The sequence below is a fragment of the Streptomyces mangrovisoli genome, assembly GCF_000974985.2.
GTDB classification, from domain to species: Bacteria; Actinomycetota; Actinomycetes; order Streptomycetales; family Streptomycetaceae; genus Streptomyces; species Streptomyces mangrovisoli.
This window is the reverse complement of record NZ_LAVA02000036.1, coordinates 51805-72500: the sequence shown is the minus strand read 5'-3', so window position 1 is coordinate 72500 and position 20696 is coordinate 51805. Positions and strand designations below refer to the sequence as shown.

19 protein-coding genes and 7 tRNA genes are annotated in these 20696 nt (G+C 74.4%); 16 read left to right on the top strand and 10 right to left on the bottom strand.

Features of this window, described 5'->3' with window-relative positions; all coding sequences use genetic code 11:
• Window positions 1-345: 345 nt before the first annotated feature.
• The 3 genes from cobT to WN71_RS17165 all read left to right on the top strand — a co-directional run bounded on the left by cobT (window position 346) and on the right by WN71_RS17165 (window position 7012).
• Window positions 346-4347: a nicotinate-nucleotide--dimethylbenzimidazole phosphoribosyltransferase gene (gene cobT, locus WN71_RS17175; protein WP_046584467.1), complete on the top strand. Its 4002-nt coding sequence runs from the start codon at window positions 346-348 to the stop codon at window positions 4345-4347.
• A gap of 519 nt (window positions 4348-4866) precedes the next feature.
• The gene (gene cobA, locus WN71_RS17170; RefSeq protein WP_046584466.1) at window positions 4867-6099 is read left to right on the top strand and encodes a uroporphyrinogen-III C-methyltransferase; all 1233 of its coding nucleotides are present in this window, start codon (window positions 4867-4869) and stop codon (window positions 6097-6099) included.
• A 91-nt stretch (window positions 6100-6190) separates the two neighbouring features.
• Complete coding sequence (locus WN71_RS17165; protein ID WP_046584465.1) at window positions 6191-7012, top strand: TrmH family RNA methyltransferase; 822 nt, start codon at window positions 6191-6193, stop codon at window positions 7010-7012.
• Between the two features lie 110 nt (window positions 7013-7122).
• On the opposite strand, the gene WN71_RS17160 is transcribed toward WN71_RS17165, so the two are convergent.
• Entirely contained in the window at window positions 7123-8733 is a 1611-nt protein-coding gene (locus WN71_RS17160; RefSeq protein ID WP_046584464.1) for a serine/threonine-protein kinase, read from the bottom strand.
• Between the two features lie 196 nt (window positions 8734-8929).
• On the opposite strand from WN71_RS17160, the gene WN71_RS17155 reads away from it, so the two are divergent.
• The 4 genes from WN71_RS17155 to WN71_RS17140 all read left to right on the top strand — a co-directional run bounded on the left by WN71_RS17155 (window position 8930) and on the right by WN71_RS17140 (window position 11299).
• Window positions 8930-9205, top strand: coding sequence for a hypothetical protein (locus WN71_RS17155; RefSeq protein WP_046584463.1), 276 nt, complete (start codon window positions 8930-8932; stop codon window positions 9203-9205).
• 198 nt (window positions 9206-9403) lie between these two features.
• A complete protein-coding gene (locus WN71_RS17150; protein ID WP_046584462.1) occupies window positions 9404-9601 on the top strand; it encodes a hypothetical protein in 198 nt (65 codons plus the stop codon).
• A gap of 286 nt (window positions 9602-9887) precedes the next feature.
• Window positions 9888-10913 carry a phosphotransferase gene (locus WN71_RS17145; protein WP_046584461.1) on the top strand — a complete coding sequence of 342 codons (1026 nt, stop codon included), beginning with the start codon at window positions 9888-9890 and terminating at the stop codon, window positions 10911-10913.
• A gap of 80 nt (window positions 10914-10993) precedes the next feature.
• Window positions 10994-11299, top strand: coding sequence for a TFIIB-type zinc ribbon-containing protein (locus WN71_RS17140; protein ID WP_079177914.1), 306 nt, complete (start codon window positions 10994-10996; stop codon window positions 11297-11299).
• A gap of 103 nt (window positions 11300-11402) precedes the next feature.
• Here WN71_RS17140 and WN71_RS17135 read toward each other — a convergent pair.
• From WN71_RS17135 to WN71_RS17115, 5 genes are all read right to left on the bottom strand, one after another.
• A tRNA-Val gene (locus WN71_RS17135) sits at window positions 11403-11474 on the bottom strand.
• A 45-nt stretch (window positions 11475-11519) separates the two neighbouring features.
• Window positions 11520-11591: transfer RNA gene (locus WN71_RS17130), tRNA-Val, on the bottom strand.
• A gap of 23 nt (window positions 11592-11614) precedes the next feature.
• Window positions 11615-11686, bottom strand: a tRNA-Val gene (locus WN71_RS17125).
• 1 nt (window position 11687) lies between these two features.
• Window positions 11688-11761, bottom strand: a tRNA-Cys gene (locus WN71_RS17120).
• Between the two features lie 35 nt (window positions 11762-11796).
• Window positions 11797-11869, bottom strand: a tRNA-Gly gene (locus WN71_RS17115).
• A gap of 179 nt (window positions 11870-12048) precedes the next feature.
• Between WN71_RS17115 and WN71_RS17110 the strand changes: the two genes are divergently transcribed.
• The 3 genes from WN71_RS17110 (at window position 12049) to WN71_RS17100 (ending at window position 14913) form a co-directional block, all read left to right on the top strand.
• Complete coding sequence (locus WN71_RS17110) at window positions 12049-13092, top strand: chorismate-binding protein (protein ID WP_046584459.1); 1044 nt, start codon at window positions 12049-12051, stop codon at window positions 13090-13092.
• A complete protein-coding gene (locus tag WN71_RS17105; protein ID WP_046584458.1) occupies window positions 13089-13910 on the top strand; it encodes an aminotransferase class IV in 822 nt (273 codons plus the stop codon). The genes WN71_RS17110 and WN71_RS17105 overlap by 4 nt, the downstream gene beginning before the upstream one ends.
• 181 nt (window positions 13911-14091) lie before the next feature.
• Window positions 14092-14913: a GNAT family N-acetyltransferase gene (locus WN71_RS17100; protein WP_046584511.1), complete on the top strand. Its 822-nt coding sequence runs from the start codon at window positions 14092-14094 to the stop codon at window positions 14911-14913.
• An 84-nt stretch (window positions 14914-14997) separates the two neighbouring features.
• Here the strand turns inward: WN71_RS17100 and WN71_RS17095 are convergent, their stop codons facing one another.
• Complete coding sequence (locus WN71_RS17095; RefSeq protein WP_046584457.1) at window positions 14998-15531, bottom strand: DsbA family protein; 534 nt, start codon at window positions 15529-15531, stop codon at window positions 14998-15000.
• A gap of 252 nt (window positions 15532-15783) precedes the next feature.
• Here WN71_RS17095 and WN71_RS17090 point away from each other — a divergent pair, with 252 nt between their 5' ends.
• Together WN71_RS17090 and WN71_RS41940 are read left to right on the top strand one after the other, a co-directional pair.
• Entirely contained in the window at window positions 15784-16218 is a 435-nt protein-coding gene (locus WN71_RS17090; RefSeq protein ID WP_046584456.1) for a hypothetical protein, read from the top strand.
• Window positions 16219-16445: 227 nt separating this feature from the next.
• A complete protein-coding gene (locus WN71_RS41940; RefSeq protein WP_167382932.1) occupies window positions 16446-16598 on the top strand; it encodes a hypothetical protein in 153 nt (50 codons plus the stop codon).
• A gap of 110 nt (window positions 16599-16708) precedes the next feature.
• Here the strand turns inward: WN71_RS41940 and WN71_RS17085 are convergent, their stop codons facing one another.
• Window positions 16709-17269: a CGNR zinc finger domain-containing protein gene (locus WN71_RS17085; RefSeq protein WP_046584455.1), complete on the bottom strand. Its 561-nt coding sequence runs from the start codon at window positions 17267-17269 to the stop codon at window positions 16709-16711.
• Between the two features lie 231 nt (window positions 17270-17500).
• Complete coding sequence (locus WN71_RS17080; protein WP_004002642.1) at window positions 17501-17914, bottom strand: SsgA family sporulation/cell division regulator; 414 nt, start codon at window positions 17912-17914, stop codon at window positions 17501-17503.
• 190 nt (window positions 17915-18104) lie between these two features.
• On the opposite strand from WN71_RS17080, the gene WN71_RS17075 reads away from it, so the two are divergent.
• From WN71_RS17075 to WN71_RS17060, 4 genes are all read left to right on the top strand, one after another.
• A complete protein-coding gene (locus WN71_RS17075; protein ID WP_046584454.1) occupies window positions 18105-18563 on the top strand; it encodes a TIGR02611 family protein in 459 nt (152 codons plus the stop codon).
• A 120-nt stretch (window positions 18564-18683) separates the two neighbouring features.
• Window positions 18684-18755, top strand: a tRNA-Val gene (locus tag WN71_RS17070).
• A 399-nt stretch (window positions 18756-19154) separates the two neighbouring features.
• On the top strand, window positions 19155-19601 hold the full coding sequence (locus WN71_RS17065; RefSeq protein ID WP_046584453.1) for an SRPBCC family protein: 447 nt from the start codon (window positions 19155-19157) through the stop codon (window positions 19599-19601).
• A gap of 39 nt (window positions 19602-19640) precedes the next feature.
• A tRNA-Val gene (locus WN71_RS17060) sits at window positions 19641-19712 on the top strand.
• Between the two features lie 107 nt (window positions 19713-19819).
• On the opposite strand, the gene WN71_RS17055 is transcribed toward WN71_RS17060, so the two are convergent.
• Window positions 19820-20545 (bottom strand): 3'-5' exonuclease, encoded by a 726-nt coding sequence (locus tag WN71_RS17055; RefSeq protein ID WP_046584452.1) that lies wholly within the window; start codon window positions 20543-20545, stop codon window positions 19820-19822.
• Window positions 20546-20696: the final 151 nt, after the last annotated feature.

The window sequence follows — 20696 nt, the reverse complement described above, 5'->3', positions numbered from 1 at the left end:
CTTTGTCGTACTGCGCGCGGTAGGCTGGCCGATCGTTGTACCGCACGCGTGGACCGGAACTTTCGTTCGTCAATGTCCGGAAAACCCGCCCGTTTTGGGCTGAGTGTGGTACGGCAGAAACCCGTGGGCGCGCAACGTGGCGCAGTCCACAGCGGGCTGTCGCGGATCAACCTGTCGCGACGGCCGGACGGCCGCGACAATGCCACCTAATGGCTTTGTCGCCTTTTCCGGACGGGTCGTTCGTGCCGCTGGGCGCGCACGCTCGTTCTTCACTACGGGGCGGTCGGTGCGCCGTTCCCGGGTGAGCTGGTCGTAGGAGCACTAACCGATGGGCGAGGGGTACGCATGACCGACACCGGCCAGGTTCCGGGCGAGGGACTGCCGGAGAGCGCAGGCATGGTGGAGCAGCCGGGCGCCCCCGCGCACGGCGCGTACACCTACCTCTCCGAGACCACCGCCGAGGACGAAGACCTGCTGCTCCTGCCCGGCGCCCAGGGCGCCTGGGGCAACGAGGTGCCGCCACCGATGCCCGAACCGGTCGTCGAGACCGTCCACGAGCCCGGCCCGCACGAGACGGCCGGCCGCGACACCGGCTCGGTGGACCTCGGCGCCGTCCGGCTGCCGAGCCCCGCCCAGGCGGCCCCGGCCGCGCCGATCCCGCCCGTCACCCCGCGCCGCCCGCTCCACCTGGGCCCGCCGATCCCCGACGCCTCCGCCAGCCCGGTCCGCTCCCTCGCCGACCGCGGTCCCGCGCACGCGCCGCTGCGCCAGCCCGCCCCCGTCGCCACGGCCGGCCCCGAGTACCTGGACCTGCCGCCGACGGCCACCCCGCCCGGCGGTACCGCCTGGACCGGCCAGGCCGCCCCCGTGGTGCCGGTCGGCTCCGTGGCCCCGGCCGCGGAAACGGTTGCTCCGGACGGCGACACCGCGACCGCCACCCCCGCGCAGGCCGTGGGCGCGGCGGACGCCGCCCTCGCCGCCGTGGCCCGGCTGACGACCGTGGCCACCGGCCACACCCCCGCGCCCGGTTACGGCGCCCCGGCCGCCGAGACCACGCCCGAGGCGGGTCCCGCCGCGGTGTTCGGCAGCCCGGCCGAGGTGGCGTACGGCAGCCCCGCCGGCCCGGACCCGGCCGCGCCGGGCCACGGGACCGAGCACGGGATCCCCGGCGGCGAAGCGGCCCAGGGCGCGCCGTCGACGGACGCTCCCGACACCGGCGCGGACGCTCCCGAGGCGTCCGCGGCCGGCCCCGACGCGGCGCACGACCCGGCCACCGGAGAGCAGCGGGTCCTCGGGGGCCCGGTCGCGCAGGACGTCCCGGCGGCCCAGGACGCCCCTGCCCGGCAGGATGTCTCGGCCGCGTCGGACGTCCCGCCCGTCGACGCCGCCCCGGTCGTGCCCGGTCCCGTGCCCGGCGACAACGTCTCGTTCCTCGAGGCGTTCACCGCGGGCGAGGGCTGGGCGGCACCCGGCGACGCGCCGCAGGCCGCCGACGCCGGGGAGAGCGCGGACGGGCCCGCGCCCGCCGACGCGGCGGTCCCCCCGGCCGAGCAGACCCCTGCCGTTGCCGTTGCCGTCGCGGCTGTCCCGGACCCGGCCCAGGGGCCCGACGCGGCCTTCGCGCCCGAGCCCGCGCAGACCGGCCCTGAGACCCCCTTCGACCCGCAGGGGGCGCCCAACGCCGCCCCCTCGACCGGTGCCGACGCCTTCGCTGGTGCCGACCCCTCGATCGGTGCCGACGCCTTCGCTGGTGCCGACCCCTCGATCGGTGCCGACGCCTTCGCGGCCCCCGCCGGGGCCACGCCCGCCGCCGGGTTCCCCGTCGCGCCCGCCGCCGAGCCGCATCTCGCCGACCCCGCCGCGGCCACCGCCCCCACCGCCGTGCCCGCCGAGCCCGGTCCCGCGCCGCTGGCCGCCGCCGACGCGGTCGCCGCCCCGCCGGTCCCGGCCGCGACGGACGCCCCCGGCGACCTGGCCCGGCCGCAGGACCCCGACGCCCCCCAGGCCGTGCAGGGGGCCGAGGAGGCCCCCGCCGGTCAGCACGACCTGTCCCACCCCACGGAGACCGATCTGAACGGCGCCGACCCGCACCTCCCCCTCGGGGACCCCGTCGCCCCCCTCCCGGCCGGAGCCGGTACGGGGGCTCCCGCCGAGCAGGCCGCCCCGCAGCCGGGCGAGCCGGCGGACGGCACGGCATCGCCGCTGGGCGAGTTCGTCCCGGTGGAGGGCACCGTGCCCACCACCCCGCACCTCGCGCCCACGCCCCCGCACGCCCTCCGCCTGCCCGCGGACGGCCCGCACGCACAGGACCCGCAGCCGGCGGTCCACCAGGACCTCTCGACGGCGACCCACCAGGACCCCCCGCCGACGGCCCCCGCGCAGGACGCACAGGACGTGCAGGACGTGCAGGACGCCGGGCCGGGTCACGCGGCGGACCCGCAGGGAGAACCCCTGCTCATGGTCCCCGCGCCCCGCGACGGCGACCTCGCCGCCGCGCCGGTCACCCCGGAGGGGCCGCACCCCGACGTCGTACAGCAGGCGGACGACCTGACGACCCAGGTCGCCGACCAGGAGGAGAGCGCGGCCGCCGTGGCGGAAGCAGAGCAGTCCACCGGGCCGGCCGCGCCCGCCTACGACGACGCCGAGCGCGAGGCCGTCCTGAAGGTCATCAGGGAGCGCCGCGACATCCGCAACGGATTCCGCAGCGACCCCATCCCGCACGAGGTGCTCCTGAGAGTCCTGGAGGCCGCGCACACCGCGCCCTCCGTCGGCCACTCGCAGCCGTGGGACTTCGTCGTCATCCGCTCCGCCGACACCCGGCGCGCGATGCACGAACTGGCCATGCGCCAGCGCGACGCCTACGCCAAGTCGCTCCCCAAGGGCCGCGCCAAGCAGTTCAAGGAACTGAAGATCGAGGCGATCCTCGACACCCCGGTCAACATCCTCGTCACCGCGGACCCGACCCGCGGCGGCCGGCACACCCTGGGCCGCCACACCCAGCCGCAGATGGCGCCGTACTCCTCCGCGCTCGCCGTGGAGAACCTCTGGCTCGCCGCCCGCGCCGAGGGTCTCGGCGTCGGCTGGGTCAGCTTCTTCGACGAGCGGGAGATGGTCCGCGCCCTCGGCCTGCCCGACCACCTGGAGGCCGTCGCCTACCTCTGCGTCGGCTACGTCGACGAGTTCCCGGAGGAGCCCGAGCTGATGCAGGCGGGCTGGTCCAAGCGCCGCCCGCTGTCCTGGGTCGTGCACGAGGAGACGTACGGCCGTCGCGCGCTGCCCGGCGAGGAGCCGCACGACCTGCTCGGCGAGACCGTCGCCGGGATCCGCCCGCTGGACGCCAAGGCGCTCGGCGAGGCGTGGGAGCGGCAGAAGCGGATGACGAAGCCCGCGGGCGCGCTCGGCATGCTGGAGATCATCTCCGCCCAGCTGTCCGGCCTGTCCCGGCAGTGCCCGCCGCCGATCCCCGAGCCCGCGGCCGTCGCGATCTTCGCCGGCGACCACGGCGTGCACGCCCAGGGCGTCACCCCGTGGCCGCAGGAGGTCACCGCCCAGATGGTGGCCAACTTCCTCGGCGGGGGAGCGGTCTGCAACGCCTTCGCCGGACAGGTGGGCGCCGAGGTCTGCGTGATCGACGTGGGCGTCGCCTCCGACCTGCCCGCCACGCCCGGCCTGCTGCCCCGCAAGGTGCGGGCCGGCACGTCCGACATGACCACCGGGCCCGCGATGACCCGCGAGGAGGCCAGGCAGGCCATCGAGGTCGGCATCGAGACGGCCCGCGACCTGGTGGCGGCCGGCAACAAGGCCCTGCTCACCGGTGAGATGGGCATCGCGAACACGACCGCGTCGGCGGCCCTGATCTCGGTGTTCACCGGCGCCGACCCGGCCGAGGTCACCGGCCGCGGCACCGGCATCAACGACGAGACGCTGGCCCGCAAGACCGAGGTCGTCCGCCGCGCCCTCGAACTGCACCAGCCGGACCCGGCCGACCCGATCGGCGTCCTCGCCGCGATCGGCGGCTTCGAGCACGCGGCCATGGTCGGCCTGCTGCTCGGCGGCGCCTCGCTGCGCACCCCGGTGATCCTGGACGGGGTCAGCGCCGGTGCCGCCGCGCTGGTCGCCCGCGCGATCGCGCCCGAGGTGCTCGCGGCCTGCATCGCAGGCCACCGCAGCGCCGAGCCCGGCCATGTCGCCGCGCTGAACAAGCTCGGTCTGCGCCCCCTGGTCGACCTCGACCTGCGCCTCGGCGAGGGCACCGGCGCCCTGCTCGCGCTGCCCCTGGTGCAGAGCACGGCCCGCGCCATGCACGAGGTGGCCACGTTCGACTCGGCGGGGGTGACCGAGAAGTAGCCGCGGGTGTGCGACGGTCCGGTGCCCACCCACCGGACCGTCGCGTCGCCGCCGCGGCCGCCGCCGTAGGATCCGCACGTCGGGGCCGTTCCAGCGGCGCGGCGCGCCCCGCCGGACACCGCCGCGGCGAGGCCGCCGGGAAGCCGTCCCGGCGCCGACGCCCGACGCCGGAGCGGCACCGCACCCCGGTACCCCACCCGCCGGACCGGACTGCCACCGCACCCGTGGCGGCAGCCCGTCACCGCAACGAGCCGCACCAGCCCGCCGCGGCTACGAGTCGAACCAGCCCGTCACCCCAACGAGCCGCACCAGCCCGTCGTCGCAGCGAACCTGAACAGCCCGGCGTCGCAAGACCGGGACCACGGTCAGGTGCCGTGGCCCGAAGCCCCACCGTCGTGGCGCGCCCACCGCCCCATCCCGCGGCGCGCCCACCCGTCCACCGCCCCACCGACGCGGCGCGCCCACCGCCCCACCGCCGTCGCGCCCGGGGGCGCCGCCCGTACGAGGAGCCGCACCGACATGGCCGAACACCCCGCCTACCCCGTGGGCCTCCGTCTCTCCGGCCGCCGCGTGGTCGTCGTCGGCGGCGGCACGGTCGCCCAGCGGCGCCTGCCGGCGCTGATCGCGGCGGGCGCCGACGTCCTGCTCGTCTCGCCCGAGGCCACCCCCTCCGTGGAGGCCATGGCGGACGCGGGCGAGATCGCCTGGCAGCGGCGGCCGTACGCGGACGGCGACCTCGCCGACGCCTGGTACGCCCTGATCGCGAGCAGTGACCCGGCCGCGAACGCCGCCGCCTCCGCCGAGGCCGAGCGCGGCCGCGTGTGGTGCGTCCGCGCCGACGACGCCGACCAGGCCACCGCGTGGACCCCGGCCACCGGCCACAGCGAGGGCGTCACCGTCGCCGTGCTCACCACCGAGGCGCGCGGCCGCGACCCGCGCCACACCGCCGCCATCCGGGACGCGGTCGTCGAGGGCCTGCGCGACGGCACCCTGGTCGCCCCCCACCACCGCACCCGCACCCCGGGCGTGGCCCTGGTCGGCGGCGGACCCGGCGACCCCGACCTGATCACCGTCCGCGGCCGCCGGCTGCTCGCCGAGGCCGACGTCGTCATCGCGGACCGGCTCGGCCCGCGCGACCTGCTCGCCGAACTGCCCCCGCACGTCGAGGTCATCGACGCGGCGAAGATCCCCTACGGCCGCTTCATGGCCCAGGAGGCGATCAACAACGCGCTGATCGAGCACGCCAAGCAGGGCAAGTCGGTGGTCCGCCTCAAGGGCGGCGACCCCTACGTGTTCGGCCGCGGCATGGAGGAGCTCCAGGCGCTCGCCGAGGCGGGAATCGCGTGCACCGTGGTCCCGGGCATCTCCAGCTCGATCTCCGTGCCCGGCGCGGCCTGCATCCCCGTCACCCATCGGGGCGTGGCGCACGAGTTCACCGTGGTCAGCGGCCATGTCGCGCCGGACGACGAGCGCTCGCTGGTCGACTGGCCGGCGCTGGCCCGGCTGACCGGCACTCTCGTGGTCCTGATGGGCGTCGACAAGATCGGCCGGATCGCCGAGACCCTCGTCGCGCACGGGAAGTCCCCGGACACCCCCGTCGCCCTGGTCCAGGAGGGCACCACGGCCGCGCAGCGCCGGGTCGACGCGACGCTCGCGACGGTCGCGGAGACCGTCCGTGCCGAGGACGTGAAGCCGCCGGCGGTCATCGTCATCGGCGAGGTGGTGACCGTGGGCCCGGCCCCGGCCCCCTGACCGCGTCCGGGTCGCCGGATTTCAGTAACCGCGGGTAACATGCCCGTTCCCAGCCGTTGGCACCGCACCCAGTTCGAGGCAGTATCACCCTGTGGCCGATCTCATCACCGTCGAGGACCCCGCCGACCCGCGCCTGCGCGACTACACCGGCCTGACCGACGTCGAACTCCGGCGCAAGCGCGAGCCGGCCGAGGGCCTGTTCATCGCCGAGGGCGAGAAGGTCATCAGGCGGGCCAAGGAAGCCGGCTACGAGATGCGCTCCATGCTGCTCTCGGCCAAGTGGATCGACGTCATGCGCGACGTCATCGACGAACTGCCCGCGCCGGTCTACGCCGTCAGCCCCGAACTCGCCGAGCAGGTCACCGGCTACCACGTGCACCGGGGCGCGCTCGCCTCGATGCAGCGCAAGCCGCTGCCCACGGCGGACGAGCTGCTGGCCGGCGACGCCCGCCGGGTCGTCGTCATGGAGTCCGTCAACGACCACACGAACATCGGGGCGATCTTCCGGTCGGCCGCCGCGCTCGGCATGGACGCCGTGCTGCTCTCGCCGGACTGCGCCGACCCGCTCTACCGGCGCAGCGTCAAGGTCTCCATGGGCGCGGTCTTCTCCGTGCCGTACGCCCGGCTCGACCGCTGGCCGAGGGGCCTGGAGTCGGTGCGGGAGGCGGGCTTCAGCCTGCTGGCGCTCACCCCCGACGAGAAGGCGAAGCCGCTCGACGAGGTCGCCCCGCACACGATGGACCGGGTGGCGCTGATGCTGGGCGCCGAGGGGGACGGGCTGTCCACCCAGGCCCTGGTCGCGGCCGACGAGTGGGTCCGCATCCCCATGTCCCACGGCGTCGACTCGCTCAACGTGGGCGCGGCGGCGGCGGTCGCCTTCTACGCGGTGGCGACGGGACGACCCCAGGTCTGAACCGGGGGGTTCCTGGGCGCGCCAAGCGCCCTGAACACCTTGGGGGTCCTGAGCGCCCTGAGCGCCTCGGCGCCATGGGAGCCCTGAGCGCCCTCGGCGCCTTGGGCGTCCTATGCGCCCTGGGCGATCGGGGTGCCCGTCGGGTCCGAGTACGCCACCGGCGGGGCCGCCGCCCGCACCTGCCGCCCCGGCGTGGTGCCGAGCCCGCGGGACGGCCCCGAACAGCCCTGCGCGACCGCGATGCCGAGCGCCACGAGCAGCGTCACCACGACGAAGACGAACAGCCGTTGACGCAGCAGGCGCGGGTTGGCGGGCCGCCGTCCCGTACCCGTGCCGCGCGGCGCCGGACGCCCGCCCGTGCTGCGGACCCCGGGGCGGCTCCCCGTGCCGGAACGCGAACCGCCGCGCGAGCCCGCGGGCGTCGGCCGCGGCGCACCCGGCCGGGACGGCACACCGCCGCCCCGGGAGCCGGTCCCGCCGCGCGAGGCGCTGCCGCCCCGCGACGGGGTGCCGCCGTCCCGGGAAGCCGTGCCGCCGCCCCGCGAGGGCGTACCCCCACCGCGCGAAGGCGCGCCGCCACCGCGCGAGGGGGTGCCGCCGCGCTGCGCCGCACCGCCCCGGGAGGAGACACCCGGATCACGGGGTGCCGGAGTGCCCTGCGGCCGCCGCTGCGCGCGCTGCTGGTCCGGGTGTCCGCCGGAAGAGGGGTAACCACCGGACGAGGTGCGGCCGCCGGAGGACGGATGACCACCGGAGGACGGATGACCACCGGAAGAGGGGTGACCACCGGAGGAGGGGTGACCGCCCGAGGAGGGGTAGCTGTCGGCCAGCCGCCCGGTGGGCCGGTCGGCCTCGGCGGAACGCGGCGCGGGCGGCCGCACGTCGGCCAGGTCCTGCGTCTCGCGCGCCGCGATCTCCTTGAGCCGCAACGACAGTTGGAGCGTGCTCGGCCGGTCCTCGGGGTCCTTCGCCAGGCACGCCCGCACCAGCGGTGCGAGCGCGTCCGGGACGCCGTACAGCTGCGGCTCCTCGTGCACCACGCGGTAGAGCATCACCTCGGAACTGCCGTGCCCGAAGGGCGAGTCGCCGGAGCACGCGTACGCCAGCGTCGCGCCGAGCGCGAAGACGTCGGTGGCCGGGGTGACCGCGGCGCCGCGCACCTGCTCGGGCGCGAGGAAGCCGGGCGAGCCGACGGCCGTACCGACATGGGTGAGGGTCGAGGCGCCGGTGGCCCAGGCGATGCCGAAGTCGATGATCCGCGGTCCCTTCGGGGACAGCAGGATGTTCGACGGCTTCAGGTCGCGGTGCACCACCCCGGCCTCGTGGACGGCGACCAGACCCTCGGAGAGCGCGGCCCCGATCGAGGCGACCTCGGCCGCGCCGAGCGAGCCGTCGTCGTTGACCCTGTCGTGCAGCGAGGGACCCGGTACGTACTGGGTCGCGAACCACGGCCGGTCCGCCTCCAGATCGGCCGCCACCAGCCGGGCCGTGCAGCCGCCGCGGATCCGCCGGGCCGCCGAGACCTCGCGCGCGAACCGCGACCGGAACTCCTGGTCCTCCGCGAGATCCGGCCGGATGACCTTCAGCGCGACCCGCTGCCCCTTCTTGTCGGAGCCGAGGTAGACGACGCCCATCCCGCCCGCGCCGAGCCGTCTGTGAAGCCTGAACGAGCCGACGACGCGCGGGTCCTCGCGCCTCAGGCGCATCATCGCCATGTTCATCCCCGCTGCCCGGTCCGTGTGACGTGGCACAGCTTACGTTTCCCCGGCCGCCCGCGCGCAGAGGCCGCGCCCTCTCGTCCCGACGGATTGTCAGTGCCGGGTGGGAGAATTGAAAGGTGGTCAGGGGGCTTGCCGGCAACAGGGCTTTGACCTGTCGGCTCGCCCAACCGCCGTTCGAAGAAGGGGGATTGGACGCGTGAAAGGTGACCGCGTGGAGATAGTCGTGGACGCCGGGGACACGACACGGACCTATGAGGTGGTGGCCAGCAGAGCGGGCCGCCGGGTGGAGACGGCGGTGCGCCGCGGGGTGGTCGAAGTGAGCGAAGTCACCCGAAGCGGCACCGTGGTGCGCACCGCCCGATTCATGGCGAACCGGGTCCTGGCCCTGGTCGAGCAGCCGGTGCCGCGCGAGGACAGTTCGGAGAAGCAGGGCAGGACCGGACAGCCCCTCAGGGAAGACCCCGAGACATAGCGCCGCGTCTCCACCCAGGGGAGTACGCGCCGGCGGACCGCTCATCCTCCGGGAGGCCCGGCAATCGGTACGAGGGCATGACGTCCGGCGCCCGTCACCGGCCTAGATTTGAGGTCAAGCGGCGGGTGCAGCACTCGTCCCCCGAGGTCAGACACCCGCCGCTGCCAACGACACCGGAGAACGGTCAGGAGAGGGACCATGGCTCTCACGGCACCGCGGACATCGCTCCGCACACAGGGACGTACGGCGTTCCGCCCTCGCCGTGAGGGCCGCCGCCACCCCTTGGTGGCGACGCTGATGGCCCTTCCCCTGGCGGTCCTGCTCCTCGTCGTCTTCGACGGCTGGGAGACAGTGGCCACACAGGCGTCGTCCGTGGGCGTGATGCTGGGGCGCTGAGCGGCGACCCCAGGCCCGGAAGAGCGGTCCGGGCGGGGACATCCACCCATGAAACCCCGTGGGGACGGGGGTGCGGCGGACGGCACAAATGCCGGCGCAGCTGGGGAGCTGCGCCGGCATTGCTTTTTTCCCGCGCGTCCCCTGCCCGTGCGTCCTCTGCCCGTGCCCCCCGCGCCCGTGCCCCACGCCCGTTGTCCCTGCCCTGTTCCCGCCGTCCCGCCTTCCGGGCTGCCCGCGCGCACCGCGTACGCTCGCGCCGGGGAACGCCGTACGACCTGGGGGAGACATGACCGCCGACCTGCTGCGCGGGCTGGCCGCCGCGGCACGCGCCGCGGCCCACCGCGCGGACGAGCCCTGCACCTGCCCCGACGACGGCTCCGCGCGGACCCCCGCCGGCACCTCCGCCCCGGCCCTCGTCGACACCCCCGCGGAGATCTCCGACGCGCGCACCCTCGCCGACCGCCCCGACGGGACCGTCGTCCGGCACGGCGGGGTCGTCGCCAAGGCCCACGCCCCGGACACCGACCGCGCGGGGCTCGCGGCCCGCCTCGCCGTGGCCGCGCGCCTGGACGGCGTGCTGCTCGCGCCGCTGGACCCCGCTCCGGCGCCCCTGCACGACCGCCTCGTCACACTCTGGCCGTACGGCACCCCCGTGGATCCGGACGATCCCGACGCGGCGCCCTGGGAGGCCGCGGCGGGCCTGCTCGCCCGGCTGCACCGCGCCCCCGCCGGGCCGGACCCGTCCGGCGGCCGTCCGCTGCCCCCGATGCGCGGACCGGTGAAGGCGGTGCGGGCGATCCGGCGGATGGCGGCGGCCGGGCCGCATCCCGCCGCCCCCGTCGTCCTGCGCGCCTGGGCCGGGCTGCCCGGCTGGGCGCGCGACCGGGCCCCGATGCCCGACGCCACCACCCTCTGCCACGGCGACCTGCACCTCGGCCAGCTGGTCCGGCACCCCGCGGCCGAGGGGCCCTGGCGGCTCATCGACGTCGACGACCTCGGCGTGGGGGTCGCCGCGTGGGACCTCGCGCGGCCCGCCGCCTGGTACGCCTGCGGGCTGCTGCCGCCGGACGCCTGGACCCGCTTCCTGGACGCCTACCGCGCGGCCGGCGGACCGGCCGTGCCCGCCGCGGGCGATCCCTGGCCCGCCCTCGACGTGCCCGCCCGCGCCCTCACCGTGCAGACCGCCGCCCTGGCCGTCGCGAAGGCGGTGGCCGCCGGCCGCCCGCTGGACGAGGTCGAGAGCTGTGTGATCGACGCCTGTGACCGAATGAGCGGCCTCCCGCCGGAGTTGGACGGCGCTTTCCCGTCGTAGGGTGCAACCGACCGGGGCCGCCTCGAGTCTGTCCTGGAGAAGCACGAAGCAGTACCGACCGGCGAGGAGTTGAGCCGAGCATGCAGTGTCCGAAGTGTCATGCGCCGATGCACACCTACAACCGCAACGGCGTCCAGATCGAGCAGTGCAGCGGCTGCCGCGGCATCTTCCTCGACTACGGCGAGCTGGAGGCACTGGCCCGCCTGGAGTCGCAGTGGTCCCAGCCCGCGCCCCCGCCGCAGGCGTACCCGGCGCCGCCCGCGCCCGCCTGGGGCGCCCCGCAGGGTGGTCACGGCGGCGGCCACGGGGGCGGTCACTACGGTGGCCACCACGGCGGCCACCACGGTCACCACAAGAGCTTCGGGCACATGCTGTTCTCCAGCTGAGCCACCGGCAGCCGCGGCGGACGCCACCGCCGCCGCGGCCCGAGGCGGCGTGCCGGAGCACGACGAAGCCCCGGCCGTTCGAGACGGCCGGGGCTTCGGAGTGTGGACGATACTGGGATTGAACCAGTGACCTCTTCCGTGTCAGGGAAGCGCTCTCCCGCTGAGCTAATCGTCCTCGGGACCGTGATCGTGCGACGATCCGAGGATCACGGGCACTGCGTGCGCGATACTGGGATTGAACCAGTGACCTCTTCCGTGTCAGGGAAGCGCTCTCCCGCTGAGCTAATCGCGCGGGATCGAAGCCTGGGGCTTCAGTGGACGATACTGGGATTGAACCAGTGACCTCTTCCGTGTCAGGGAAGCGCTCTCCCGCTGAGCTAATCGTCCTTGGAGGTGGAGACGGGATTTGAACCCGTGTAGACGGCTTTGCAGGCCGTTGCCTCGCCTCTCGGCCACTCCACCAGGAGTAAGGGGGCCGGGAGCCCCCTCTTCCTGCGAGCGGACGACGAGGCTCGAACTCGCGACCTCAACCTTGGCAAGGTTGCGCTCTACCAACTGAGCTACGTCCGCTTGTCGTTTCCGTTCCGCTTGCGCGTCCCGGCGACGTGTTGAACTCTAGCGGATTCCCGGGCCAGCACAAAAACGCGTTTGCGCAGCGTGCTGCGCCGCCCCCGGCGGAACACGTGGTCAGGGCCCCCGTGAGGACATCGCGGAGCCACCCGGGGGACACCCGCCATAGACTCGGCGACGTGCTCCACCTCGCTCCTCTCGCCCGTTTCGGTGATCGTGTCGCCACCGGTCTCGCCGATGTCACCGACGATCCGGCGGCCCTCGACTCCAGCGGCTTCTGGGCGGTCTGCGCCGACTACGAGGGCCGGCTGACCTGCGCCCGCTTCCGCGACGTACGGACGGAACCCGTGCCCCGGCCGGTCCCCGGCGCCTGGCGGGGTCCCGCGGCCGGGGACTGGATCTCCTCCCTCGACCACGCCGCCTACACCGCGGGCGTCCGCCGGATCCGCGAGCACATAGCCGCCGGCGAGGTCTACCAGGTCAACCTCTGCCGGGTCCTCTCCGCGCCCCTCCCGCCCGGCGCCGACGTGGACGCGCTCACCGCGCTGCTGGCCCGCGGCAACCCGGCGCCGTACGCCGGAACGATTCGGCTGCCGGAGCACGGGGTCGAGGTGGCCACCGCCTCCCCCGAGCTGTTCCTGCGCCGCGACGGCCGCACCGTCGAGTCCGGGCCGATCAAGGGCACCGGCCGCACCGAGGCGGACCTGCTGGAGAAGGACCACGCCGAGAACGTGATGATCGTGGACCTGGTCCGTAACGACCTCGGACGGGTCTGCGACACCGGCAGCGTCACCGTCCCCGACCTGTGCGCGGTCGAGAAGCACCCGGGCCTCGTCCACCTCGTCTCCACCGTCCGCGGCGAGCTGCGCGAGGACGCCGGCTGGCCCGAGCTGCTCGACGCGGCCTTCCCGCCCGGTTCGATCACCGGTGCGCCCAAGTCGAGCGCCATGCGGATCATCGACGCCCTGGAGACGGCGCCGCGCGGCCCCTACTGCGGCGGCATCGGCTGGGTCGACGCCGACCGGGGCACGGGCGGGCTGGCCGTCGGCATCCGCACCTTCTGGATCGACCGGGCGGCGGGCGCGCTCCGGTTCGGCAGCGGCGCCGGCATCACCTGGGGCTCCGACGCCGAGGACGAGTGGCGGGAGACCGAACTGAAGGCGTCCCGGCTGCTGGCGGTAGCGTCGGGAACGTACGAGGAGAGTGGAGAGGCACTGTCATGAGGATCTGGCTCGACGGCGGACTGCGGGACCTGGAGACCGCCCGCGTCTCGGTCTTCGACCACGGGCTCACCGTGGGCGACGGCATCTTCGAGACGGTGAAGGCGGTGGACGGCAGGCCCTTCGCGCTGACCCGGCACCTGGACCGGCTCACGACCTCGGCGCGCGGGCTCGGCCTGCCCGATCCCGACCTCGACGAGGTGCGCCGCGCCTGCGCGGCCGTGCTGGAGGCCAACCCGATGCCGCTCGGCCGGCTGCGCATCACCTACACCGGCGGCCACGGCCCGCTCGGCTCCGACCGCGGCGAGCACGGGCCGACCCTCGTGGTCGCCCTCGGCGAGACCACCCGCCGCCCCGACGCCACCGCCGTGATCACGGTGCCCTGGCCGCGCAACGAACGCGGCGCCCTCACCGGCCTCAAGACCACCTCGTACGCCGAGAACGTCGTCGCGCTCGCCCGCGCCCACCACGAGGGCGGCTCCGAGGCGCTGTTCGGCAACACGGTCGGGCAGCTCTGCGAGGGCACGGGCTCCAACGTCTTCGTCGTCCTCGACGGCGAGATCCTCACCCCGCCGCTCGCCTCCGGCTGTCTCGCGGGCATCACCCGCGCGCTGACCGTGGAGTGGACCGGCGCGAAGGAGACCGACCTCCCGCTGGACGTGCTGGCCCGCGCCGACGAGATCTTCCTCACCTCCACCCTGCGCGACGTGCAGGCCGTGCACCGCGTCGACGACCGCGAACTCGCCGGCGCGCCCGGCCCGGTGACCGCGAAGGCCATGCGGATCTTCGACGAGCGCGCGGGGCAGGACCTCGACCCGTAGGCCGTGCCACCGGCCGGTGCCGCTCACGGGGGTGAGCATCGGCCGGACCGACGGACCTCGGCCGGAAGGGTCCGGACGGGAGCCGGATGCGGCGCGCGACCGGACGGAGGCGGGCCTCCTCGGCGCGGAGTCGGACGCGGGCCGGATGACGGGCGGCCCGCGCGGGAAGAGAACACCCCTGATGACCACCACCCTGCGGCCGGTCGAGCCGCTTCAGCACGGCGCGGACGGCGTCCGTTCGCGGCGCTACCAGGTGTGTGTGAACGGCCGCCCCGTCGGCGGGATCCGGCTCTCCACCCATCCCGAGTACGGCCCGTCCGTCGCCCGCTTCCAGGACCTGCGGATCGACGAGCGCGACCGCCGCAGGGGCCGCGGCACCGTCGCCGCGCTCGCGGCCGAGGAGGTCGTGCGCGGCTGGGGCTGCCGCCGGATCGAGATCTCCGTGCCGTACGACGCCGGGACCGCGCTCCGGCTCGCCACGGCCCTCGGCTACGTGCTGCGCAGCCGGACCCTGGCCAAGCCCCTGAAGGGTGCGCGGCCGGTGCTGCCGGCGGGCAGCACCGCCCGGCCGCTGACCGCGGCCGAGTTCGGCCCGTGGCTCGCGGGAGGCAGGGAGCGGTTCGCCCGCCACCTGATGGCGGCCGGCGTGCCGGAGGCGCAGGCCTACGCGAAGACGGACGAGGGCCACGCCCGCTTCCTGCCGGACGGGGCCGCCTCCCGCGAGGCGCGCCTGAGCGTCCTGGAGCACGAGGGGACGCCGGTCGGCACGCTGTGGCTCGGCCTGTGGCCGGAGACCGCCTACGTCCTCGACGTGGAGACCGCCCCGGAGCGGCGGGGGCGGGGCCACGGCCGCACCCTGATGCTGCTGGCCGAGGCGCAGGCCGCGGAGCACGGCGAGGAGCGCATCGGCCTCAACGTCTTCGAGGGCAACGTCCCGGCCGAGCGGCTCTACGAGTCACTGGGGTACCGGGCGGAGTCGTACCACCTCTACAAGCCGTTGTGAGCGCGAGCGGGGCGGGCGGCCTCTCGCGCCCCAGGCGCCCCGCCCGCCTCAGGCAGCCGTTCCGCCTCCGGTAGCCGTCCCGCCTCAGGCGCCGCTCGCGCCGCCGTCCGCCAGCAGCCGGTCCGCGATCTCCTCGATGCGTTCGCGCAGCCCGTCCTGGCTCGTGCCGCCGTCGAGACGCTCGCCGCCGATCTCGTACGTGGGCGTGCCGGTCACGCCGATCGCCTTGCCCTCGGCCTGGTCGGCGTCGACCGTGAGGATGTGCCGGCCGTCGATCAGCGCGGTGTCGAACTCCTCCGCGTCCAGCCCCAGTTCGCGGGCGACCTCGATCAGGAAGGCCTCTCCCGAGCGGTCCAGCTCCTCGACCCTGCCGAGCACCGCCTCCACGTACGGCCAGCCCTGCCCCTGCTCCAGCGCCTCCTCGGCGGCCTGTGCGGCGGCGAAGGCGTGCTTGTGCTTCTCCAGCGGGAAGTGCCGCAGCCGCAGCTCCAGCCGGTCGCCGTAGCGGGCGCGCAGCGCGCGCAGGTCGGCCAGGGCGGTGCGGCAGTCGGGGCACTGGAGTTCGCACCACACGTCCAGGACGACGGCGGGGACGGACGCGGGGGAGGAGTCGCTCATGGCCGTCAGTCTTCCAGGCCGCGGGGGGTGCGGCCCAATCGGGACGCCGGGCCCGCACGGGGGCGTACGGCCCGGCCGGCACCCCCGTAGGGGATCACCCGGAGACCTGCGGAGGAGATCACCCGGAGACCCGCGGAGGAGACGACCCGGAGATGTCCCTGATGTCGGGCCGGAACGTGGCATCCCGGGGGTCGGGCGGTGCACGATGGAGGGGACGAACCGCCCGTGTGCCGAGCCTGCCTGGAGGACCGGATGATTGCCGAGACCGTCTGTTCCGCCGTCTCCGCGGCCGGGCTGGGCATCGCGGTGGTGACGGCGTACCGCAAGCGCTACCTGGCGGCCGCCCGCATCGCCGCCTACTCGCTGATCCCCGTCGCCCTGGTGATGACCGGTGTGGTCGGCTGGGCCGCGGACACCGCCTTCAGCCCCACGGCCTGGGCGGGCTTCATCCTGCTCGGCGGGTCCTGGGCGCTGTTCGCGACCACCCGCGCCGTGGAGCGCCGCCGCGGCGGGACCCGGCAGGAGCGCAAGGCGGCCCGGTCCGCGGCGCGCGAGCCGGTGGCCCCGGCCTCGTCGGCGCCCGCCCTGCGCCCGACGGCCCGGCCGGCGAACCGTCCGGCAGCGCGCGGGGAGGCCTCGGAGGACTTCAGCGACATCGAGGCCATCCTCAAGAAGCACGGCATATGAATCGCCGGCAGTTCTCCTGACCCGCCCCGGCGGTCTGCCGCCCCGGTTCCGGCCCGGCCCGCCGTCCCGGCCGGGGCTGAAGTGACACAGGGTGTCCCTGGGATGGCCGGAAAGTGTTCAGGTTCTGGCCGAATCCGGTCCGGACATCACGGATATCGGCGAACTCCCGGATCTATCGGGCGTGTTGATCGCGCGCACGGGGAGCGCTGGGACATCATCGCCGCGAGATGGTGGACACGACACGCAGCGACGCGGCCCCTCCGAAGGACGAGCCGCGCGGGTGCCTTTTCGCCCTGTCCCAACCGCCGCTGATGATCTTCCTTGCGGTGATCGGGAGTCTGCTGCTCATGGCTGCGCTGCACGACCTGCTGTTGCTGTGAGCCTTACACGTCAGCCCCGGCGTCACCCGCCGGGCTGGCGTCGGCCCCGGGGCCGACCCGCCCCTCACGCGTCAGTCCGCCGCCTCACGCGTCAGTCCGCGCCTCACGCGTCAGCCCGCCGCCTCCTTGCGGCGCGCCCGGTACGCGGCCACATGCAGCCGGTTGCCGCAGGTACGGCTGTCGCAGTACCGGCGCGAGCGATTGCGGGAGAGGTCGACGAAGGCGCGCCGGCAGTCGGGGGCCTCGCAGCGCCGCAGCCGCTCCTGCTCCCCGGCCACCACGAAGAAGGCCAGCGCCATCCCGCAGTCGGCCGCCAGATGGTCCGCGACGGAGGCACCCGGCGCGAAGTAGTGCACATGCCAGTCGTAGCCGTCGTGGTCGGTGAGCCGGGGGGTGGTGCCGGCCGCGGCCACCAGCTCGTTGATCAGCACGGCCGCCGCGCGGGCGTCCGGGGCCGCGAAGACCGCGGCGAACCGCCCGCGCACCTTGCGCACCGTCGACAGGTCGAAGTCCGACAGCACGCCGACGTCGCTGATGTCGTGACCGCGCACGAAATCCCCGAGGGCCGCGACGTCCGGCAGTCCGTCCGGTGTCGCGGTGTCCTCCGGCGCGGTGTTCACCAGATCCACCACGGTGTCGAGCGCGCACCGGGTGTCGTGGGTGATCAGCACGTTTCGCTCCCTGGCCTGAAGGTCGGGCGGACGCCCGCGGATGGTGGCCGATGGTAATGCTTCCCCGGCCGGGATCCACGGGGCCGTCGCCGTTCCGGGCCACGGTGCGCTCCACGCACGCGGACCGGCGCCGCCCTGGTGGGCAACGCCGGTCACGGTCCGTATGCGGTTGTCCGAGCCCGAGCCGTCTCCCCGAGTCGACGGCGCCGGGCGGTTTCGGGTCGCCTTGTCCTAGCTTTCCGCCAGGATGTGCGACAGCTCCTGATCAAGATCGAAGTGCCGGTGCTCGGTGCCCGGGGGCACCGCGGCATCCGTCCGCTTCAGGAAGGACTCGAGGGCCCGCGCCGGGGCCTCGAGCAGTGCCTCGCCCTCCGGAGAGCTCAGGGCGATGCACACCACGCCCTGACCATGGCTGCGCGACGGCCAGACGCGGACGTCGCCGGTGCCGGTCGGTCGGTGAAGCCCCTCGGCGAGGAGGTCGCGGGCGAACACCCACTCGACGGTCTCCTCGGCTCCGGTGTGGAAGGTGGCGTGCACGGCGTAGGGGTCGGCCGTGTCGTACCGCAGGCCTGCGGGGACAGGCAGGGAGGACTCGCTCGACACAACGAGGCGCAGGTGCAGCTCGCAGCTGACCGTGGTGTTCATAAGCGCCAGGGCCTTTCGCTCAGTGTGCGCTCGGGGATTCGCACGTCGGCGAAATCGACATGCCACCTACGGTGCCGTTGTAAACCCCTCTGCGTGTTTTGCGTGCCTTTACGTAACCCTTCCGGCCGACGCCGAGCCGCCGAGTACGACCATTCCGGTGACTGGTTTCGATCGGGTAAAGTCTGGCCGTATGAATACGGGGAGTGACGATCACGGTGAGGTCGCCGCGACGGCCGACGGAGCGCGGACGGAGGGTGACCCCGAGGGCGGGCGCGAGGGGCTCGGCTCACGGGCGCCCGAGTTCGTCAAGGCGCGGCGCGCGCTGCACCTGAGCTGGCAGGTCGGGGTCTTCGTCATCGGGCTCGCGGTGGTTGCCCTGGGCGTCGTCCTGCTGCCGCTCCCCGGACCCGGCTGGGTCGTGATCTTCGCGGGCATGGCGATCTGGGCGACCGAGTTCGTCTGGGCCCAGCTGGTGCTGCGCTGGACCAAGCGCAAGGTCACCGAGGCCGCGCAGAAGGCGCTCGACCCCAGGGTGCGGCGCCGCAACATCGTCCTGACCACGGTCGGCCTGCTGATCGTCGCCGTGATCGTCGGGATCTACCTGTGGAAGTTCGGCTTCGTGATGCCGTGGAACGTCACGGACCAGTGACGCGGGCCCGTGACCTGCCGGGCCGGCTGTCGGGCCCCTCGTGGCCGCCCCGGTGTCCGCCCGCCGCCGGACCGTGGTCCTGAGCACCCGCTGACATGGGGTAATGTTCTTCCTGCACCGGGGCGATTAGCTCAGTGGGAGAGCGCTTCGTTCACACCGAAGAGGTCACTGGTTCGAACCCAGTATCGCCCACCCGGACACCGCGGCCCGTCTGCTCCAGCAGGCGGGCCGCGGTCGTGTGTCCGGGGCCCCGACCCCCGTGCGCCGCACCGCGCCGACCCCTGTGCGTCCGGCGGACGGTGACGGTCCGTTACCTGTGGCGGCCGCCGCGGACCGCGCCGAAAAAGATCAATCGGACCATCTCGTTCCGGAAGTGGAAGTGTTCGGGGACCGGCCCGAGGCCGACTTCCGGACAGCCTCCCCGCGGAAATCCCCACCGCTTTTTCCAGAATGCCCTCGGATTTCTTATCAAGTACGACAAGAGCGGGATTCTCCTCGTGCTGAACTCCCCGGACCCCGGCGTCATCTGATCCCGGATCACCTCGGCGCAGCGCCGTCGCGCGGGCGGGCGGGAGCGGGCAGACTCGGCCCATGGACTGGAACCGCTACCGCTTTCGCACCCTGTGGTCCCTGCCCGCCGAGCCCGCCCGCGTCTTCGCCGTCCTCGAACAGGCCGACGACTACCCGCTCTGGTGGCCCCAGGTGCGCGAGGTGCGCCGCCTGGACGACACCGCCGGCGTGATCCGGGCCCGCTCCTTCCTCCCGTACGACCTCTCCTTCACCGCGCGCGAGGTGCGCCGCGACCCGGCGGCGGGCGTGCTGGAGGTCGCCCTGTCCGGGGATCTGGAGGGCTGGGCGCGCTGGACGCTCACCCCGCAGGGCGCCGGCACCCTGGTCCGCTACGACCAGGAGGTCGAGGTGAACAAGCCGCTGCTGCGGCGGCTCGCCCTCCCCGCCCGGCCGTTGTTCCGCGCCAACCACCGGCTGATGATGCGCGGCGGACGCCGGGGACTGCTCGCCCGGCTGGAAGCGGTTTGAAGGAAGGCCGCGGCGCCCTGTATTGTTCAGTGCGTTCCCGGGCGATTAGCTCAGTGGGAGAGCGCTTCGTTCACACCGAAGAGGTCACTGGTTCGAACCCAGTATCGCCCACCCGGACACCACGGCCCGTCTGCTCCAGCAGGCGGGCCGCGGTCGTACGTCCGGGGGCCGTGGGCGCGTGTCCGGCGTCATGGCCGTGTCTCAGGAGCCGCTCCCGGTCACGCCGCCGCCGGCAGTTCCGGACGCAGCGGCCACGACGGGTCCACCGCCTCCTCGCTGCCGCTGCGCGCGAACCACGCCTGGAGGCCACGCGCCTGGGCCGCGTGCCAGCCCACCTGGAGCGCGTGCAGCTCGGTCGGGGTCAGGCGCTCCAACCGGGCCGCGAACCGGCGCCCCACCGCCCGGACGACATCCAGCGCCGCCACCGCGTCGGCCGCCGCGTCATGCGCCCCGTCCAGCTCGACGCCGTAGAGCGCGCACAGATCGGTCAGCGTACGACGGCCCTTGCGGTAGCGGTCCAGGTGCTTGTCGAGCACCCGGGGATCGAGCACCCGCAGCGGAGTCGACTCGAACCAGCGGTCCAGCGCCGAGGCGCGATGCCGGCGCAGCTCGCGATCGAGCAGGGTCAGGTCGAACGGAGCGTTCATCACCACCAACGGGCGCGCCATCGCCGCCTGTTCGGCCAGCAGCTCCGCTATCTCGAACACCACCGGCGCCGGCCAGCGGCCGTTGCGCTGAAGATGCTCGTCCGTCAGCCCGTGCACCGCCGTCGCCCCCTCGGGCACCGGCACGCCGGGATTCACCAGCCAGCGGGTCACCCGGGGCCGGGTGCCCGGGGCGTCCTGGACGACTATGGCGGCCGACACGATCCGGTCGGTCTCGACGTCCACGCCCGTGGTCTCCGTGTCGAAGGCGGCCAGGGGCCCCTCGTACCAGCACGTCATGCCAACACAACTCCTTGTTCACCCGCGGCAGCTGACGTCCCGTCTTCTGCCTGTTTGGTGATACCCGGCCTGTTTGCGCCGTACGCCGCCCGGACACAACAGGAGTACGGGTCTTTGCAGTTCAGCGGCCCGTCGTGGGGATTCACCTGGG

What these genes read in the sequence shown, in the direction of transcription:
- WN71_RS17090 (WP_046584456.1), top strand. Translation starts at nt 15,784, where the DNA reads ATGATTGCCGAGACCGTCTGTTCCGCCGTCTCCGCGGCCGGGCTGGGC.
- WN71_RS17105 (WP_046584458.1), top strand. Translation starts at nt 13,089, where the DNA reads ATGAGGATCTGGCTCGACGGCGGACTGCGGGACCTGGAGACCGCCCGC.
- WN71_RS17095 (WP_046584457.1), bottom strand. Translation starts at nt 15,531, where the DNA reads ATGAGCGACTCCTCCCCCGCGTCCGTCCCCGCCGTCGTCCTGGACGTG.
- WN71_RS17100 (WP_046584511.1), top strand. Translation starts at nt 14,092, where the DNA reads ATGACCACCACCCTGCGGCCGGTCGAGCCGCTTCAGCACGGCGCGGAC.
- cobT (WP_046584467.1), top strand. Translation starts at nt 346, where the DNA reads ATGACCGACACCGGCCAGGTTCCGGGCGAGGGACTGCCGGAGAGCGCA.
- WN71_RS17080 (WP_004002642.1), bottom strand. Translation starts at nt 17,914, where the DNA reads ATGAACACCACGGTCAGCTGCGAGCTGCACCTGCGCCTCGTTGTGTCG.
- WN71_RS17140 (WP_079177914.1), top strand. Translation starts at nt 10,994, where the DNA reads ATGCAGTGTCCGAAGTGTCATGCGCCGATGCACACCTACAACCGCAAC.
- WN71_RS17160 (WP_046584464.1), bottom strand. Translation starts at nt 8,733, where the DNA reads ATGAACATGGCGATGATGCGCCTGAGGCGCGAGGACCCGCGCGTCGTC.
- WN71_RS17075 (WP_046584454.1), top strand. Translation starts at nt 18,105, where the DNA reads ATGAATACGGGGAGTGACGATCACGGTGAGGTCGCCGCGACGGCCGAC.
- WN71_RS17145 (WP_046584461.1), top strand. Translation starts at nt 9,888, where the DNA reads ATGACCGCCGACCTGCTGCGCGGGCTGGCCGCCGCGGCACGCGCCGCG.
- WN71_RS41940 (WP_167382932.1), top strand. Translation starts at nt 16,446, where the DNA reads ATGGTGGACACGACACGCAGCGACGCGGCCCCTCCGAAGGACGAGCCG.
- WN71_RS17150 (WP_046584462.1), top strand. Translation starts at nt 9,404, where the DNA reads ATGGCTCTCACGGCACCGCGGACATCGCTCCGCACACAGGGACGTACG.
- WN71_RS17055 (WP_046584452.1), bottom strand. Translation starts at nt 20,545, where the DNA reads ATGACGTGCTGGTACGAGGGGCCCCTGGCCGCCTTCGACACGGAGACC.
- WN71_RS17065 (WP_046584453.1), top strand. Translation starts at nt 19,155, where the DNA reads ATGGACTGGAACCGCTACCGCTTTCGCACCCTGTGGTCCCTGCCCGCC.
- cobA (WP_046584466.1), top strand. Translation starts at nt 4,867, where the DNA reads ATGGCCGAACACCCCGCCTACCCCGTGGGCCTCCGTCTCTCCGGCCGC.